The organism is Pontivivens ytuae (genome assembly GCF_015679265.1).
Lineage (GTDB): Bacteria > Pseudomonadota > Alphaproteobacteria > Rhodobacterales > Rhodobacteraceae > Pontivivens > Pontivivens ytuae.
On the sequence record NZ_CP064942.1, the window covers coordinates 2,612,438 to 2,626,488 of the forward strand.

14 protein-coding genes are annotated in these 14,051 nt (G+C 68.1%); 11 read left to right on the forward strand and 3 right to left on the reverse strand.

Translation table 11 applies throughout. From position 1 onward, the window contains the following. Nucleotide 1: 1 nt before the first annotated feature. Together infB and I0K15_RS12830 are read left to right on the forward strand one after the other, a co-directional pair. The gene (infB, locus tag I0K15_RS12825; protein ID WP_196101904.1) at nt 2-2,542 is read left to right on the forward strand and encodes a translation initiation factor IF-2; all 2,541 of its coding nucleotides are present in this window, start codon (nt 2-4) and stop codon (nt 2,540-2,542) included. Between the two features lie 99 nt (nt 2,543-2,641). Continuing rightward, nucleotides 2,642-3,136: a hypothetical protein gene (locus I0K15_RS12830; protein WP_196101905.1), complete on the forward strand. Its 495-nt coding sequence runs from the start codon at nt 2,642-2,644 to the stop codon at nt 3,134-3,136. Nucleotides 3,137-3,191: 55 nt separating this feature from the next. Here I0K15_RS12830 and hppD read toward each other — a convergent pair whose 3' ends face one another. After that, nucleotides 3,192-4,301 carry a 4-hydroxyphenylpyruvate dioxygenase gene (hppD, locus tag I0K15_RS12835; RefSeq protein WP_196101906.1) on the reverse strand — a complete coding sequence of 370 codons (1,110 nt, stop codon included), beginning with the start codon at nt 4,299-4,301 and terminating at the stop codon, nt 3,192-3,194. A 133-nt stretch (nt 4,302-4,434) separates the two neighbouring features. Between hppD and I0K15_RS12840 the strand changes: the two genes are divergently transcribed. Then, nucleotides 4,435-4,899, forward strand: a complete 465-nt coding sequence (locus tag I0K15_RS12840) for an Lrp/AsnC family transcriptional regulator (protein ID WP_196101907.1) — start codon at nt 4,435-4,437, stop codon at nt 4,897-4,899. 165 nt (nt 4,900-5,064) lie between these two features. Here I0K15_RS12840 and I0K15_RS12845 read toward each other — a convergent pair whose 3' ends face one another. Next, nucleotides 5,065-5,631, reverse strand: coding sequence for an NADPH-dependent FMN reductase (locus tag I0K15_RS12845; RefSeq protein ID WP_196101908.1), 567 nt, complete (start codon nt 5,629-5,631; stop codon nt 5,065-5,067). Nucleotides 5,632-5,816: 185 nt separating this feature from the next. Between I0K15_RS12845 and smc the strand changes: the two genes are divergently transcribed. After that, on the forward strand, nt 5,817-9,266 hold the full coding sequence (smc, locus tag I0K15_RS12850) for a chromosome segregation protein SMC (RefSeq protein WP_196101909.1): 3,450 nt from the start codon (nt 5,817-5,819) through the stop codon (nt 9,264-9,266). Between the two features lie 177 nt (nt 9,267-9,443). On the opposite strand, the gene I0K15_RS12855 is transcribed toward smc, so the two are convergent. Further along, nucleotides 9,444-9,767 (reverse strand): ArsR/SmtB family transcription factor, encoded by a 324-nt coding sequence (locus I0K15_RS12855; protein ID WP_196101910.1) that lies wholly within the window; start codon nt 9,765-9,767, stop codon nt 9,444-9,446. Nucleotides 9,768-9,972: 205 nt separating this feature from the next. Here I0K15_RS12855 and I0K15_RS12860 point away from each other — a divergent pair, with 205 nt between their 5' ends. The 7 genes from I0K15_RS12860 to I0K15_RS12890 all read left to right on the forward strand — a co-directional run bounded on the left by I0K15_RS12860 (nt 9,973) and on the right by I0K15_RS12890 (nt 14,049). Further along, a complete protein-coding gene (locus tag I0K15_RS12860; protein ID WP_196101911.1) occupies nt 9,973-10,317 on the forward strand; it encodes an AtpZ/AtpI family protein in 345 nt (114 codons plus the stop codon). A gap of 58 nt (nt 10,318-10,375) precedes the next feature. Continuing rightward, nucleotides 10,376-11,098, forward strand: a complete 723-nt coding sequence (locus tag I0K15_RS12865; RefSeq protein ID WP_196101912.1) for a F0F1 ATP synthase subunit A — start codon at nt 10,376-10,378, stop codon at nt 11,096-11,098. 55 nt (nt 11,099-11,153) lie between these two features. Next, nucleotides 11,154-11,390 carry a F0F1 ATP synthase subunit C gene (locus I0K15_RS12870; protein ID WP_196101913.1) on the forward strand — a complete coding sequence of 79 codons (237 nt, stop codon included), beginning with the start codon at nt 11,154-11,156 and terminating at the stop codon, nt 11,388-11,390. A gap of 101 nt (nt 11,391-11,491) precedes the next feature. Beyond that, nucleotides 11,492-12,013 carry a F0F1 ATP synthase subunit B' gene (locus I0K15_RS12875; protein ID WP_196101914.1) on the forward strand — a complete coding sequence of 174 codons (522 nt, stop codon included), beginning with the start codon at nt 11,492-11,494 and terminating at the stop codon, nt 12,011-12,013. 10 nt (nt 12,014-12,023) lie between these two features. Beyond that, nucleotides 12,024-12,515, forward strand: a complete 492-nt coding sequence (locus tag I0K15_RS12880) for a F0F1 ATP synthase subunit B family protein (RefSeq protein WP_196101915.1) — start codon at nt 12,024-12,026, stop codon at nt 12,513-12,515. A gap of 139 nt (nt 12,516-12,654) precedes the next feature. Then, nucleotides 12,655-13,263, forward strand: coding sequence for a hypothetical protein (locus I0K15_RS12885; protein WP_196101916.1), 609 nt, complete (start codon nt 12,655-12,657; stop codon nt 13,261-13,263). Nucleotides 13,264-13,503: 240 nt separating this feature from the next. Further along, entirely contained in the window at nt 13,504-14,049 is a 546-nt protein-coding gene (locus I0K15_RS12890) for a putative pterin-binding protein (RefSeq protein WP_196101917.1), read from the forward strand. Nucleotides 14,050-14,051: the final 2 nt, after the last annotated feature.

Genomic DNA, 14,051 nt, shown 5'->3' on the forward strand with positions numbered 1-14,051 from the left:
CATGAGCGACAACAAAGGCAGTGACGGCAAGGGCAGGACGGTCGGGACTCGCGGTGGCGGGACCGAGACGAGCCGTGTCCGGCAGAGCTTCTCCCACGGGCGATCGAAGTCGGTCGTCGTGGAGAAGAAGCGCAAGCGCGTCGTCGTGCCCAAGCCCGGAACGGCAGCGACCGGCGGCGGCAACGCCGCCCAGGTCCGCGCCGCGCAGGGCGGTGCGAGCAAGGGGCTTGCCGACAGCGAGATCGAGCGCCGCCGCCGCGCCCTGATGGCCGCCAAGGCGACCGAGGCCGAGCGCGTCGCCAAGGAGAAAGAGGCCGAGGAGCGCCGCAAGGCCGAGATGGACCGTCTCCGCGAGGAGAAGGAAGCCAAGGAACGGGCCGAGGCCGAGGAGGCTGCGCGCCTGAAGGCCGAAGCCGAGGCGAAGGCGATGCAGGAGGCCGAGGAGGCCAAGCGCAAGGCCGACGACGCGGCCCGCCAGAAGGCAAAGCCGCGCGGCAAGAAGGACGAGGCCGTGGTCTCGCCCGCCGACATCCCTGCGCCGCCGAACGAGAACGAGGGCCCGCGCCGCAGCGCGCCCGGTGGCGGTGCGCCCAAGCGCGACGATCGCCGCGACGACCGCGGTGGCAAGGGCCGCGCCGGGGGCGACAAGCGCCGTCAGGGCAAGCTCACCATCAACCAGGCGCTCGGCGAGGGGGGGCGGCAGAAGTCGCTTGCCGCGATGCGCCGCCGCCAGGAACGCCAGCAGCGCAAGGGCGGTGGCTCCAACGAGCCGCGTGAGAAGATCGTGCGCGACGTGCAGGTGCCCGACGCGATCATGGTCTCCGAGCTCGCCAACCGTATGGCCGAGCGTGTGGCCGCCGTCGTGAAGGCGCTCATGCAGAACGGCATCATGGCCACGCAGAACCAGACGATCGACGCCGACACGGCCGAGCTGATCGTCGAGGAGTTCGGCCACAAGGTCGTCCGCGTGTCCGACGCCGATGTCGAGGATGTCATCACGACCGTCGAGGACACGGATGACGATCTGGAGGGACGCGCCCCGGTCATCACGATCATGGGCCATGTCGACCACGGCAAGACGTCCCTGCTCGACGCGATCCGCAAGACCAACGTGGTCTCGGGCGAGGCCGGCGGCATCACGCAGCATATCGGCGCCTACCAGATCACGACGGAGGAGGGCGCCAAGCTGACCTTCCTCGACACCCCCGGCCACGCGGCGTTCACCTCCATGCGCGCCCGCGGTGCGCAGGTGACCGACATCGTCATCCTGGTGGTGGCGGCTGACGACTCGGTCATGCCGCAGACGATCGAGGCGATCTCCCACGCGAAGGCGGCGGGCGTCCCGATGATCGTCGCGATCAACAAGATCGACCGCCCCGGCGCCGATCCGCAGAAGGTGCGGACCCAGCTTCTTCAGCACGAGGTGATCGTGGAGGAGATGTCGGGCGACGTTCTCGATGTGGAGGTCTCCGCCGTCGAGGGCACCGGTCTCGACAAGCTCTTGGAGAACATCACGCTCCAGGCCGAACTGCTCGAACTCAAGGCGAACCCCGACCGCGAAGCCTCCGGCGCCGTGATCGAGGCTCAGCTCGACACCGGCCGCGGCCCGGTCGCGACGGTTCTCGTGCAGAACGGCACGCTCAAGCGCGGCGACATCTTCGTCGTGGGTGAGCAGTGGGGCAAGGTGCGGGCGCTGATCAACGATCAGGGCGAGCGCGTGGACGAAGCTGGTCCTTCGGTGCCGGTCGAGGTGCTCGGCCTCAACGGTACGCCCGAGGCGGGCGACGTTCTCAACGTGGTGCCCGACGAGGGCCGCGCGCGGGAAATCTCCGAGTACCGCCAGCAGCTTGCGAAGGACAAGCGCGCCGCCGCCGGTGCCGCGACGACCCTCGACCAGCTCCTCGCGAAGGCGAAGGCCGACGAGGATGTCAGCGAGCTGCCGATCGTGGTGAAGGCCGACGTGCAGGGCTCCGCCGAGGCGATCGTCCAGGCGATGGAGAAGATCGGCAACGAGGAGGTGCGCGTCCGCGTGCTCCACTCCGGCGTCGGCGCCATCACCGAGAGCGACGTGACACTGGCCGAAGCCTCCGGCGCGCCGATCATCGGTTTCAACGTCCGGGCCAACGCGCCCGCGCGGGAGAGTGCGAACCAGAAGGGCTTGGAGATCCGCTACTACTCGATCATCTACGATCTGGTGGACGACATCAAAGCGGCGGCCTCGGGCCTCCTGTCGGCGGAAGTGCGCGAGACCTTCATCGGCTATGCCGAGATCAAGGAGGTCTTCAAGGTCTCCAATGTCGGCAAGGTCGCGGGCTGCGTGGTCACCGAAGGTGTCGCCCGCCGCTCCGCCGGTGTGCGCCTGCTGCGTGACAATGTGGTGATCCACGAGGGCACGCTGAAGACGCTCAAGCGCTTCAAGGACGAGGTCAAGGAAGTGCAGTCCGGCCAGGAATGCGGCATGGCCTTCGAGAATTACGAGGACATCCGCCAGGGCGACGTCATCGAGATCTTCGAGACCGAAGAGGTCGAGCGCACCCTCTAACGGGCGCCTCCTCGAAGCGACACAGGGCCGGCTCCGCGGAGCCGGCCCTTTTCTTTTGCGGCTCGGCTCCTTAAGCCGAAGGCGTGTGGAGGGCGTGCGATGCGTTTGGTGGTCCTGATCCTGATGCTCCTGACAGGGCCGCTTGTGGCGCAGGAGCGGTTCGGCGCCCTGATCCTCGGCTCGCAGCATTTCGGCGATGGCGGTGAGCTCAACGACTTCAACCCGGGCCTCGCACTCGGCTGGCGATGGCCAGGCCCGCGCGGCCTCGAACAATCGGTCGAGGGCGGGGTCTTCTACAACAGCTACGAGGAGGTCTCGCCCTTCGTCCTCTACGGCCTGAGCGCCGAGGTGGCCCGGCCCACACCGAACTGGAGCCTGCGCGCCGGGGCCTTCGCCGGTATCGCCCTCTACGAGGATCTGTCGGAGATCCTGGAGGACGATTACGGCCTGCCCAATGTCGAGGGCTTCATCCCCATCGCCGGGATCACCGGCATCGCCCGCTGGCGCGACACGACGGACGTGCGCCTGACCCTCGTTCCGCCGGGCGCGGATGTCGACCTGATCGTCAACCTGTCGCTCGCCCGGCGCTTCTAAAGCAAGACGCGCCCGGATTGCCCCTGACGCGCCCGCAGTCCCTCTTGTTCTGAATTTACTCTGCGGCGGTGCCGACGACGCCCCGCGCGATCTGGTCCGCCTCGATCGACTCGAAGAGCGCTTTGAAGTTGCCCTCGCCGAAGCCGTCATCGCCCTTGCGCTGGATGAACTCGAAGAAGATCGGCCCGATCACGGTCTTGGAGAAGATCTGGAGCAGGATGCGCGTCTCGCCGCCATCCACCACGCCTTCGCCGTCGATCAGGATGCCGTGCTTCTTGAGCTTCTCGATCGGCTCCTCGTGGCCCACGACCCGATCTTGGCTCATCTCGTAATAGGTCTCGGGCGGCGGCGGCATGAAGCGGATGCCGTTTTCGTGGATCTGATCGACGGAGCTGTAGATGTCCTCCGACGCCACCGCGATGTGCTGGATGCCCTCGCCGTTATAGCGCTTGAGGTACTCCACGATCTGGCCCTTGTCGCCGCGATCCTCGTTGATCGGGATCCGGATCTTGCCGCAGGGCGAGGTCAGCGCGCGGGAGACGAGGCCGGTATACTTGCCTTCAATGTCGAAGAACTTGATTTCCTTGAACTTGAAGGTCTCGGAATAGAACTTGTACCACGTGTCCATGTTCCCCTTCACCACGTTGTGGGTCAGGTGGTCGAGGTAGTAGAAGCCGACGCCGACGGGCTTCGGATCACGCTCGCCGAGCCAGTCGAACTCCGCATCGTAGGGCGAACGGCCCTCATCGTAATTGTCGATGAAGTAGAGCAGCGAGCCGCCGATCCCGATCACCGCGGGCGCGTCGATGGACTTGCCCTCGCCGGTATACTCGGTCGCGCCGAGGTCGAGTGCGCGCTTCAGCGCGACCTGCGCATCGACCACGCGCCACGCCATTGCGGGGGCGCAGGGACCGTGATCCTCCACGAACTGCGCGGCGTGGGTGCCGGGCTCACGGTTGACGATGTAATTGATGTCGCCCTGACGATAGACGGTGATGTCCTTCGTCTTGTGCTGCGCCACCGGCTCATAGCCCATCGAGCGGAAGAGGGTGTCGAGCTTTTCGGGCTCGGGATGGGCGAACTCCACGAACTCGAAGCCGTCGGTGCCGGCGGGGTTCGCGTCGGAGATCGTGGCCTTCGGGGCGTCATGCGGGAACGGACCCATGGAATCCTCCTGTTGAATGCTTTGAGTGGAAGATAGGGTCTCGCCGAGGCGACATCTGCGCATTCTGGTGGATTATACGACGTCATCGTGCGAGTTTTCCGCGTCCGTAAGGTTTCCAGCGCGAGATTTCACCATGCCCGACTGCCTCGACGCGACCGACCACAAGCTGCTTGCCCTCCTGCAGCGCGACGCCCGCCTCACCGCGGCGGAGCTGTCGGAGCGGGTGCATCTCTCCGCCTCGCAGGTCGCCCGCCGGAAACAACGGCTGGAGGAAGAGGGCTACATCACCGGCTACCGGGCGACGGTGAACGCCGCGCGCATCGGGGCCGCGGTGGAGGCGTTCATCCAGATTACCATGGCCGCCCACAGCCGCGAGAACGCCGAGGATTTCGTGCGCTTGATGGCCCGGACCGAAGCTGTTGTCGGCGTCTGGACCCTGACAGGCGAGGCCGACTACATGTTGCGCGCCTTCTGCACCGACCTCGCTGCCCTCAACGACGTCGTGCAGAACGTGCTGCTGCCCCACCCGGCGGTGGCCCGGGTGCAGAGTCAGATCGTAATGGCCCGGCTGAAGGCGGACGCGCCTGTGAGCCCCTAGCGCAGCCGCCTCGCCCGGCTGACAGGCCGGGCAGCGCCCGACCCTCCCCACGGGAGGGCGCTTTGCGACGGATCCAGCGGTTCTGCCGCCGGAAAACTTGCGAAGATCGTCCTTAACGGGATCGTTGCGAAGCGCCCACCCAGGCTCGGGCGCCGCCCTCATCGCTCACGCCGGCGCCGTCTCCCGCGCCATCAATGCCATCTCCGCCTTCAGCGCATCCATCAGCCTGCCGAGGAACTCGACGCTCTTCGGATCCTTCAGCCGCCCCTCCTCGTCGAACGCGTTGTTCGCGCCCGGGATCATGACCTCCGGCGCCAGCACCACGCGCGTCCGATGCGGCACCAGCGCATGGCGCAGCGTGTATTGCGACCGCTCCCCACCGGCGCGTCCGGCGGCGGCCGACATGATCGCCACCGGCTTGTCCACCATCGGGTTGCCACCCTTCAGGATGCTCAGCCAGTCCAGCGCGTTCTTCACCACACCCGGGATCATCTTGTTGTATTCTGGCGTCGAGATGATCACCGCATCGGCACTCCGGATCACCTCGGCAAGGCGCTGCGCCGCCTCCGGTCCATCCCCCTCGTTCAGGTCCTCGTTCAGCAGCGGCAGGTTCATGTCGCCTTGCGTGAACCGCGCCGGAGCGAACAGCCGCGCCGCCTCGTTCATCAGCAGGGTATTGGACGAATTCTTGCGCAGCGAGCCGGAAAGGCCCACGAGGTGGATGTCGGACATGTGGTGCTCCCGTTGGTTTCCCAGCGTCTTAGCGCAAATCACCCCCGAGACGAGCGCCGCACCGTCGCGCGCAACATGTTGTGGCCGAGGCCCTCGGCCCCGCTCCATATGGCGTGCGTCAACTTGACTCTCCGCCGCCACGCGCGGAGCATGACCCTAGGCAAGAATCGAGTGGCAGAGACCGCGTGCAGTTCACCAAGCTGAGACTTCTGGGCTTCAAGAGCTTCGTCGACCCGACCGAGCTGGTCATCGCCGACGGCCTGACGGGCGTCGTGGGGCCGAACGGCTGTGGCAAGTCTAACCTGCTCGAAGCGCTGCGCTGGGTGATGGGGGAGAACCGCCCGACGGCGATGCGCGGCGCGGGGATGGAGGACGTGATCTTCGCCGGTGCCTCCTCCCGCCCGCCGCGCAACTATGCCGAGGTCACGCTGACCCTCGACAATACCGAGCGGCTGGCGCCCGCCACCTTCAACGACCAGGACCGGCTGGAGATCGTGCGGCGGATCACCCGCGATGCCGGTTCCGCCTTCAAGACCAACGGCAAGGATGCGCGGGCGCGCGATGTGCAGATGCTGTTTGCCGACGCCTCCACCGGTTCGCACTCGCCCGCGCTGGTGCGGCAGGGCCAGATATCCGAGCTCATCAACGCGAAGCCCAAGGCACGGCGGCGGATCCTGGAGGAGGCCGCGGGCATCTCCGGCCTCTACCAGCGGCGGCACGAGGCGGAGCTGAAGCTGAAGGGGACGGCCGCGAACCTGGAGCGGGTGGAGGACGTGCTCGCCCAGCTCGACAGTCAGCTCGCTTCGCTGGCCCGGCAAGCCCGACAGGCCGCCCGCTACCGCGAGATCGCGGCGGAGCTTCGCCAGGCCGAGGCGTTGCTGCTCTACCGCCGCTGGCGCGAGGCGGATGCGGCGCGGGCCGAGGCCGAGGCCGCGCTGACCGACGCCGTGAAGGCGGCCGCCGCGGCGCAGGGCGAGGCCGCCCGCCGTGCCACCGCCCGGCAGGAGGCCGCCGACGCGCTCCCCCCGAAGCGGGAGGAGGAGGCCGTCGCGGGCGCCGTCCTGCAGCGCCTCACCGTCGAACGCGACACGCTGAAGGACCGCGAGCACCGCGCCCGCCGCGCCATCGAGCGGATGGAGCAGACCATCGCGCAGCTCCGCAACGACATGGATCGCGAGGGTCAGCTCAACAAGGATGCGGGCGAGACCATCGACCGGCTCGACTGGGAGCAGTCGGCCCTGAAACAGGCTCATGCCGGGCACGCCGACGCGCTTGAGGCCGCACAGAAGGCGGCGACCGAAGCCGCGACCGCTTTGCAGGGTGAGGAGGCGACGCTCGACCGTTTGAGTGAGGACGCCGCCCGCCTCGCCGCCCGTCATCAGGCCACGCAACGGCGGCTCGATGAAGCGCAACAGGTGCTCGCCAAGCTCAACCGCGAGCTGGAGCAGGCCCGCGAGGCGGCGGAGACGGTGGAGCGCGACCTTGCGCAATCCAGCGATCGGCTGGAGGCGGCGAAGACCGCGCAGGCCGATGCCCAGACCGCCGCCGATGCCGCCGAAGCCGCCCTCGCGCGGGCCGAGACCGAACGAACGCAGGCTCAAGGCGCCGAGGCCGAGGCGCGGGCGGCAGCGTCAGCAGCCGCTGGCGAGGCGAAGGCGCTGCGCGCCGAGGTCGACGCGCTGACCCGGCTGCTGGCCCGCGATGCGGGCTCCGGCGATCAGCTCCTGGAACAGGTTCGTGCGGCGCCGGGCTACGAGGCGGCGCTGGGGGCGGCGCTGGGCGACGACCTGAAGGCGCCGCTCGCGACGGACGGATCCGGTTGGGCGGTGCTCGATGCCTATTCCGACGCCGCGGACCTGCCGGGCGGCGCCGCGCGTCTGGCCGATCACGTGGTGGGTCCCGACGCGCTCGCGCGGCGGTTGCAGGCCGTGGGGCTCGTGGCGCGCGCGGAGGGGAACGGCCTGCAGGATGCGCTCCGCCCCGGCCAGCGGCTGGTGTCGAAGGAAGGCGATCTCTGGCGCTGGGACGGGTTCCGGGTGTCCGCCGAGGATGCCCCCTCGGCCACGGCCCTGCGCCTGCAACAGAAGAACCGGCTCGATGAGCTGAGCGCGGCATTGGACACGGCCGAGCGCGCCGCGCGGGAGACGACAGAGGCGCATGAGGCCGCACGCCAAGCGCTGAACGCCGCCACCGACGCGGACCGCGCCGCCCGCACGGCGCGCAAGGGCGCCGACGAGGCGCTATCGGGTGCGGTGCGCGCGCTCAACCGCGCCGAGGCGGATCGCTCCATGCTCGAAGGCCGGGCGGAGACGCTGAAACTCGCGCTCACCCGCCGGGGCGAGGAGGTGGGCGAGGCCGAAGTCGCGCTGACCGAGGCACGGGCCGCCATCGACGAGCTCGACGATCTCGACGCCGCGCGCGCCGGGGTCGAGGCGCAGAAGGGCACCGTCTCCGAAGCCCGCGCCGCCATGCTCGCCGCCCGCTCCAAATCTGACGAGATCCGGCGCGAGGGCGACGCTCGCACGAAGCGAATGCAGGAGCTGACCAAGGAGCTCAGCGGCTGGCGCCACCGGCTCGACACCGCGGAAAAGCGCATCGCCGACCTGCAATCCCGCGCCGAGAAGCAGGAGACGGAGCTCGCCTCCGCCCGCTCGCAGCCCGAAGAGATCGCGGAGAAACGCGGCGAACTCGCCCGCGAGCTGGAGCGCGCGGAGGCCCGCCGCAAGACCGCCGCCGATGCGCTGGCCGAGGCCGAAACAGCTGCCCGCGCCGCCGAGCAGGCCGAGCGCGATGCGGAGCGGGCCGCCTCCGAAGCGCGGGAGGCGCGTGCCCGGGCCGAGGCCGTTCAGGAAGCCGCCGAGCAGGCCGTCGAGACCGCAGCCGAGCGTATCCGCGAGGAGATGAACGTCGCGCCGGAGAAGCTCCTCGAAACCCTCGAGGCGGACCCGGACAAGATGCCGCCCGCCGAGATGATCGAGACCGACATCGCGCGCCTGCGCCGCCAACGCGACAGCTTGGGCGCCGTCAACCTGCGCGCCGAGGAGGACAGCAAGGAGGTCCGCGAGGAGCACGAACAGCTCGCCGCCGAGAAAGAGGATCTGGACGCTGCCTGCGAAAAGCTGCGCACCGGTATCGCCAATCTCAACAAGGAGGGCCGCGAGCGCCTGCTCGCCGCCTTCGATACGGTGAACGAGAACTTTGCCAAGCTCTTCACCCACCTCTTCGGCGGGGGCGAGGCGAACCTGGAGCTGGTCGAGAGCGACGACCCGCTGGAGGCGGGGCTGGAGATCATGTGCCAGCCGCCGGGCAAGAAGCTCTCCACCCTCTCGCTGCTGTCGGGCGGGGAGCAGACGCTGACCGCACTCTCGCTGATCTTCGCCGTGTTCCTCGCCAACCCCTCGCCGATCTGCGTGCTCGACGAGGTGGACGCGCCGCTCGACGACGCGAACGTGACGCGGTTCTGCGACCTGCTCGATGAGATGACGCGGCAGACCTCGACCCGCTTCCTCATCATCACCCACCACGCGGTGACGATGGCGCGGATGGACCGGCTCTTCGGCGTCACCATGGCGGAGCAGGGGGTGAGCCAGCTCGTCTCCGTCGACCTGCGCAAGGCCGAGGAACTGGTGGGCTGAGCGGAGCGGTCATGCTCGGGCGCGACGCGGGCACCCTCGGGTCATCACCTTCTCGGGTCATGCTCGGGCTCGACCCGGGCATCTCCTGATGGCGAGATCCTCCGGTCGAGCCGGAGGATGACCGGCGACAGACACGGTTCCGCCTGCCGGCGGGGATATTTGCCGCAAGCTGGAAGTCTAGGGGTCGATGTAGGGGGCGAGGGCGGCTTCCAGGTCGGCCGCTTCCCAGGCGCCGAAGGCCTCGATCCATTGGGCGGCGGCGGCGACCGCGTCTGGGTTGAGGGCGCACCACTTTTCCCGTCCGCGCTTCTCCGTCGTCACGAGGCCGGCGCGGGTCAGGATCTGCAGGTGTTTCGAGACCCCGGCCAGCGTCAGGTCGAACGGTTCGGCGAGCTGGCCCACCGGCAGGTCGCCCTCGAGCAGCCGTGTTAGGATGGCCCGGCGGGTCCGGTCCGCGAGGGCGGCAAAGATCGCGTCGAGATCGTTGGGGCGGGCGGTCATGGGGGCAGACCGTACAGGCTGCGGATGAATCATCAACCGATTGGTTGAAGATGACGTTTGGGGCATCCTCGCGCCTCGTGCCCGCCGCGGCGGTTTTGCCGCCACCGCCAACCCTTTGATTTTGCTGACGTAGCCGCCCTCATGGACCTGTTGACTTGCCCCCGGACGCTGCCTATGGTCCGCGCAAATTCGGCAAGGGGCCGGGATGAACGACCGGAACAAGCTGGACGAGCTCGACAGGCGGATCGCGGCGGCGAAAGCGGCCCACGAACCCGCCGAGACGGCGGAGAGCAAGTACCATCAGGCAAACCTCGCCTGGCAGATGGTGATCGAGCTCGTCGCCGGGATGATGATCGGCCTTTCCATAGGCTGGGCGCTCGACTGGCTCTTCGGCACGCTCCCGATCTTCCTCGCCATTTTCGGCCTTCTCGGCTTTGCCGCCGGGATCCAGACGATGATGCGGACCGCGAAACGAGTGCAGCAGCGTCAGGCCGAGCGCAAGGATCAGGAGGCCGCGTCCGCGGTCGAAGACCCGCCGTCCGGCGGCTGACAGAAAGGGCCAATACGTGGCAGGTGTACCCGCAGACGGCGGCTTCGTCATCAAACCCATGGATCAGTTCGTCATCTCCGGCTTCTTCAGCGAAGGCGGGCCGGAGGGCTGGGGCGATCTGCTGATGATTACCAACCAGACCCTGTGGCTGGCGATCACCGTGATCTCCATCGTGCTGCTCTTCGTGATGGGCAGCCGGGGCCGGGCGATGGTGCCGACGCGGCTGCAGTCCGTGGGCGAGCTGATCTACGGCTTCATCTACAAGATGATGGAGGACGTCGCGGGCAAGGACTCAGTGAAGTACTTCCCCTATGTTATGACGCTCTTCACCTTCATCCTCTTCGCCAACCTGCTGGCGCTGATCCCGACGAGCTTTTCGGTCACCTCGCACTTCGCGGTGACGGTGGTGCTGGCGCTCTTCGTCTTCCTCGGCGTGACGATCCTCGGCTTCGTCATCAACGGGGCGAAGTTTCTCAAGCTCTTCTGGGCCGAGGATGCGCCGCTGGCGCTGCGCCCGGTTCTGGCGGTGATCGAGCTCATCTCCTACTTCGTGCGGCCGGTCAGCCACTCGATCCGTCTGGGCGCCAACCTGATGGCGGGCCACGCGGTTCTGAAGGTGTTCGCGGGCTTTGCGGGTGCCATGGGCGTCGGGGCGATCGTGCCGATCCTGGGGGTCACCGCGATCTACGCGCTGGAGGTCCTGGTGGCCGTCATCCAGGCCTACGTCTTCACCATTCTCACGTGCGTCTACCTCAAGGACGCGCTGCATCCGGGCCACTGAGGCCCGGACCTCTCACCGAATTCCAACCCTTACGCCAACCCAAAGGAGCATACACATGGAAGGCGATATCGGACAGCTGGGCCAGTACATCGGCGTGGGCCTCGCGGCACTGGGCTCGGGCCTCGCCGCACTCGGCGTCGGCAACGTGGCCGGCAACTTCCTCGCCGGTGCCCTGCGCAACCCGGCGGCCGCGGGCGAGCAGACCGCCACGCTCTTCATCGGCATCGCATTCGCCGAGGCACTGGGGATCTTCTCCTTCCTCGTCGCACTGCTGCTGATGTTCGCCGTCTGAGGCGAGACGACCTTGCCGCGCTCCCCCACCGGGGGCGCGGCTGATCTGACGAATTTCAGGGCCCCCGCCGGGCCCATCAGCCGCGGATCGGAGACCCAGCCATGGCGACCCCAACCGAAGGCGCTGAAGCATCGGGGATGCCGCAGCTCGCCATCGAGACCTTTCCCAACCAGATCTTCTGGCTGCTGATCGCGCTCGCCGTGATCTATTTCGTCCTGGCCCGTATCGCGTTGCCGCGCATCGGCGCAACGCTTGAGGAGCGGCAGGACGCCATCGCGAACGACCTCGAACGCGCCGCGGACTACCGCCGGCAGGCCGAGGATGCAGAAACCGCCTACGAGAAGGCGCTGGCCGACGCACGGGCCGAGGCGAACCGCATCGCCGACGAGGCGCGCGCCGAGGTGCAGAAGGAAGTCGACGCCGCGATGGCCAAGGCCGACGCCGAGATTTCCGAGCAGACGGCCGAGAGCGAGAAGCGCATCGCCGCCATCCGCGACGAGGCCGCCGCCGCGGTCGAGAGCGTGGCGAAGGACACCGCGCAGGCGCTCGTCGCTGCCCTCACCCCCGATCTCGCCGACGACGCAGCGGTCAACGCCGCGGTGTCCGCCCGCGTGAAGTCGTAAGGAGGCCCCGATGGATTTCCTCTACAACACCGACATCGTCGTCGCGATCGGCTTCGTCATCTTCATCGGCATCCTGCTCTATTTCGGGGTGCCCGCGCTCATCACCAAGATGCTCGACGACCGGGCGGAGAAGATCCGCTCCGACATCGCCGAGGCGCGCGAACTGCGGGAGGAGGCCCAGTCCCTCCTCGCCTCCTACGAGCGCAAGCAGAAGGAGGTCGAGCAGCAGGCGGCCGAGATCGTGACCAAGGCCCGCGACGACGCGCAGGCCGCCGCGAAGCAGGCGCACGAGGATCTGGCCCAGGCCGTCGACCGTCGCATCGCCGCCGCGAAGGAGCAGATCGCCTCCGCCGAAGCCTCCGCCATGCGGGAGGTCAAGGACCGCGCTGTCGAGGTGGCCGTGGCCGCCGCCCGCGACGTAATCGCGAAGAACATGGATGCGAGCCGGGCCAACAGCCTGATCGACGACGCCATCGGGCAGGTCTCGACCAAGCTGCACTGATTGCTTCGGCATCCCAAGATCAAGGCCCGGTCCCCGACCGGGCCTTTTCGTTTTGGGGCCGCTGTTGCGCTGCGGCCCTAGCCGGGCCCGACGGAGCACCGCAGTCTCCCTCCCGAACGGTGGGAGGAGACAAATCGCCATGATCTTCAAGAGACTTTTCGGGGGAAAGCCCGACGCGCCGGCCGCGCCGGAGGGCGTGATCATCACGGCCCGGCTCAACGCCAAGGTCCAGCCGATGGATCGCCACGAGCAGTTCGAGGATCCGCTGGATCAGGTGCTGACCGCGCAGGGCCTCGGCGCCGTCACGGGCGGGGGCACCCAGCTCATGGAGCCGCCGCACGGCATCGCCTTCTGCGATGTGGAGATCGAGTTGACCGACCTGACCGACGAGGCGCTCGACGTCGTGATCGCTACGCTGGAGAAGGCCGGCGCGCCCAAGGGCTCCCGCATCCTCTTCCCCGACGACCGGCCTGACCAGCCCTTCGGCCAGCTCGACGGCCTCGGCATGTTTCTCAACGGCACCGATCTGCCGGACGAGGTCTACGCCAACAGCGATGTGAACGAGATCATCGCGGAGGCGAACCGGCGGCTCGAGGGCCTGGGGAGCATGCTGGGCTACTGGGAGGGACCGCAGGAAACGGCGCTCTTCTTCTACGGCAAGGATTTCGAGCAGATGCGCCGCATCATCGAGGACTACATCCCCACGGAGCCGTCGCTGGAGCTCACTCGCATCGAGCAGATCACCTGATCACCGCGCGGGCACGGGCCGCCCCCGTGAACAGACAGAACGCGGCAAGCCCGACCTTGCGTCGGGCTTACTTGCTTCCACTTCTGGTTGCGCTTCGCCCAGATCGCAGGCAGTTCCGCATTTGGTCGCATCCGAAAACGGCAGATGCCGCCGAAGCGCGTCCGAGCGACCTCTAAACACTTGGAGACGGGCATCCCTTGCCGGACGCTGAGGCGTATCTCAGCGAAAGGACCCCCTCCCATGCGCACCGCCCTCAGCATCGCCGCACTGCTTTTCGCCCTTCCCGCCGCCGCCGAGATGGCCGCGCCCACGGGGCAGGTCATCCTGACCGTGGGCGGCGAGATCGGGCAGGGCAATCGTGGCCCCTCCACCGCCGACGATCTCAGCGTGCTCGGGAAGATGGAGCTGGTCTTCGAGGAGGGCGCCTCCTTCGACATGGACATGCTCGCGGCCCTGCCGCAGGCCGAGATCGTGACCAACATGCCGGGGACCGAGGATCAGCCCGCCACCTTCTCCGGCCCGCTGCTCAGCGACGTGATGGTCGCCGTCGGCGCGGAAGGGCGCGCGGCCTATCCCATGGCGCTCGACGGCTACAGCGTGGAGATCCCGTGGGAGGAAATGGTCGAGCACGGCCCGATCCTCGCCACCCATGTCGACGGCACGCCGCTGCCCATCGGCGGCATCGGCCCGACCATGACCGTCTATCCGCAGATCGAGGACGCGGCCCTCTACGAGGAGTTCCTTGCCAAGCAGGTCTGGGCGACCTTCTACCTCGGCGTGGAGTAAAC

Coding starts and splice junctions, on each gene's coding strand:
- infB (WP_196101904.1), top strand. CDS start 2: ATGAGCGACAACAAAGGCAGTGACGGCAAGGGCAGGACGGTCGGGACT.
- I0K15_RS12830 (WP_196101905.1), top strand. CDS start 2,642: ATGCGTTTGGTGGTCCTGATCCTGATGCTCCTGACAGGGCCGCTTGTG.
- hppD (WP_196101906.1), bottom strand. CDS start 4,301: ATGGGTCCGTTCCCGCATGACGCCCCGAAGGCCACGATCTCCGACGCG.
- I0K15_RS12840 (WP_196101907.1), top strand. CDS start 4,435: ATGCCCGACTGCCTCGACGCGACCGACCACAAGCTGCTTGCCCTCCTG.
- I0K15_RS12845 (WP_196101908.1), bottom strand. CDS start 5,631: ATGTCCGACATCCACCTCGTGGGCCTTTCCGGCTCGCTGCGCAAGAAT.
- I0K15_RS12855 (WP_196101910.1), bottom strand. CDS start 9,767: ATGACCGCCCGCCCCAACGATCTCGACGCGATCTTTGCCGCCCTCGCG.
- I0K15_RS12860 (WP_196101911.1), top strand. CDS start 9,973: ATGAACGACCGGAACAAGCTGGACGAGCTCGACAGGCGGATCGCGGCG.
- I0K15_RS12865 (WP_196101912.1), top strand. CDS start 10,376: ATGGATCAGTTCGTCATCTCCGGCTTCTTCAGCGAAGGCGGGCCGGAG.
- I0K15_RS12870 (WP_196101913.1), top strand. CDS start 11,154: ATGGAAGGCGATATCGGACAGCTGGGCCAGTACATCGGCGTGGGCCTC.
- I0K15_RS12875 (WP_196101914.1), top strand. CDS start 11,492: ATGGCGACCCCAACCGAAGGCGCTGAAGCATCGGGGATGCCGCAGCTC.
- I0K15_RS12880 (WP_196101915.1), top strand. CDS start 12,024: ATGGATTTCCTCTACAACACCGACATCGTCGTCGCGATCGGCTTCGTC.
- I0K15_RS12885 (WP_196101916.1), top strand. CDS start 12,655: ATGATCTTCAAGAGACTTTTCGGGGGAAAGCCCGACGCGCCGGCCGCG.
- I0K15_RS12890 (WP_196101917.1), top strand. CDS start 13,504: ATGCGCACCGCCCTCAGCATCGCCGCACTGCTTTTCGCCCTTCCCGCC.